The organism is Sporomusa sp. KB1, from assembly GCF_007830295.1.
In the GTDB taxonomy this organism is placed as follows: domain Bacteria; phylum Bacillota; class Negativicutes; order Sporomusales; family Sporomusaceae; genus Sporomusa.
The window spans coordinates 1457903-1459639 of sequence record NZ_VLKC01000002.1 but is presented as its reverse complement, the minus strand read 5'-3'; the positions used below and the strand labels follow the sequence as shown (position 1 = coordinate 1459639).

Here is a 1737-nt window from a genome sequence, read left to right as displayed (position 1 = left end):
CTGCTCAGTCCGTTCCGGGGAAATTTTTCTTTTATGAAAAATATAGAGACCGGCAGACGTTAGACCAGCACTCGAATACTCCATACCTACAGGATGTATTCAGCAAAATGGATGGCTTAATTAGTGAAAAACCCCAAGTGGAACTTTATGAGGAACTGGTTTCCATTGCTGAGCTGAGATAGGATGATTTATCTTAACAATGATTTTGTAAAATGTCCCCAAATCGTTATATGCGGTAAAATGATCGAGAGAAGCGGATGATTGATAATGACGAAAAACGGTCTCAATCCTTACACAGAAAGAAGGAATTACAATGCACAGCCAAAGCAAAACTGTTCATGAAATTATGATACGCATTATTAATAAAGTGTCTTCTCTTATGACGGAACCGCGCGATTTTGGAATTTCAGAGGTGTTACACACCTCTGAAATTCACATGGTGGACATGATCGGCAGAAACCCGGGAATTAACGTTACGGAGATCGCTCAAAAACTTGGCATAACAAAAGGAGCTATTCCGAAGATTATACGAAAGCTGATTCAGAAAAGCTTGATCTATCGATATCAGTCAAAAGATAATAAAAGGATTGGCCAATTTGAATTAACTGCTAAAGGTCAAATTGCTTTTCAGCAGCATATCGAATTTCACCGGAAATTCGATAATATCATTATTCAAACATTCGATTCGGTAAGTGAAGAGAAGTTGCATTTCTTGAACGAAATTATGTCTGAAGTTGAGCAACATGTTGATAAAATAAGGCAAAGCAAATAAAAATTTTACGCAAATGTTTACCGGGTAAACACTCTTGCGAAATGAAAATAAAAATTTAAGGAGAGATAAAAAATGAAAGTAGTTGCAATTAATGGTAATCCTCGCAAAGAAGGTAATACGTATCACGCACTTAGCGTGATCGGCGAGCAATTGAATCAGGGAGGTATTGAGTTTGAAATAGACTCTGTAGTAATGGAAGAAAAGGAAGTTACTAATTTTATCCGCTAATTTGTAGCCGATATGCAGTTATAATAGATAAAATTGGCCGCAAGGAAGGAAAGGAGGAGCTGTTATGCTGTTACAAGATATTCAGAAAAAAGTGAATGAATTTACTTTAAACAGCCCGAAAAATATAGTGGAAAAGCTAGAAACAATTTCGACACCGCCCACTTCCTATAATAGGATGCAGATCTGGGATTTACCTTTGATTGGGGTTGCAAGCGCTACAGATGGATTATGGGAAACATTTAAACAGCCTGATATTATAGGATCTCATCACATGAATCCACACGAATGGATGCCAGGTGCCAAGTCTGTCATTGTCTACTTTCTACCGTATACACAAAGAATTCGCGAGGCGAACCGGATTCAAGGAGTAACGGCCACAGAATGGCTTTATGGGCGATGGGAAGGGGAGATACTCAATATGGCTTTACGCCGGTTTATTGTCGAACTGGTTGAAAAAGCTAGGCATCATGCGCTGGCCCCCCTTTTGGATGAACGTTTTGCAATCGTTAATTTACGCAGTAATTGGTCGGAACGGCACGCTGCATTTGTTGCAGGCCTCGGTACCTTTAGCTTAAGTCGGTCGTTAATTACCAGACAGGGTTCGGCCGGGCGGTGCGGCAGCGTAATTGTGGATTTTCATTTAGACCCTACACAACGGGCGTACACAGAGGTTGATGAATATTGTTCACACTGCGGGGCTTGCATCAAGCGTTGCCCGGCGCAGGCCATTGATAATA

The 1737-nt window shown here is 40.5% G+C and carries 4 protein-coding genes; all 4 read left to right on the top strand.

Going from position 1 to position 1737, the window contains the following annotated elements; genetic code table 11:
* A partial coding sequence (locus SALPA_RS30290; protein WP_370516702.1) for a putative quinol monooxygenase occupies positions 1-182 on the top strand: 182 nt, incomplete at its 5' end.
* 131 nt (positions 183-313) lie between these two features.
* Positions 314-772: a MarR family transcriptional regulator gene (locus SALPA_RS10420; RefSeq protein WP_145093280.1), complete on the top strand. Its 459-nt coding sequence runs from the start codon at positions 314-316 to the stop codon at positions 770-772.
* Positions 773-844: 72 nt separating this feature from the next.
* The gene (locus SALPA_RS10415; protein WP_145093277.1) at positions 845-1000 is read left to right on the top strand and encodes an NAD(P)H-dependent oxidoreductase; all 156 of its coding nucleotides are present in this window, start codon (positions 845-847) and stop codon (positions 998-1000) included.
* Between the two features lie 64 nt (positions 1001-1064).
* Positions 1065-1737 (top strand): 4Fe-4S binding protein (locus SALPA_RS10410; protein ID WP_186451016.1); only part of this gene is annotated, 673 nt, incomplete at its 3' end.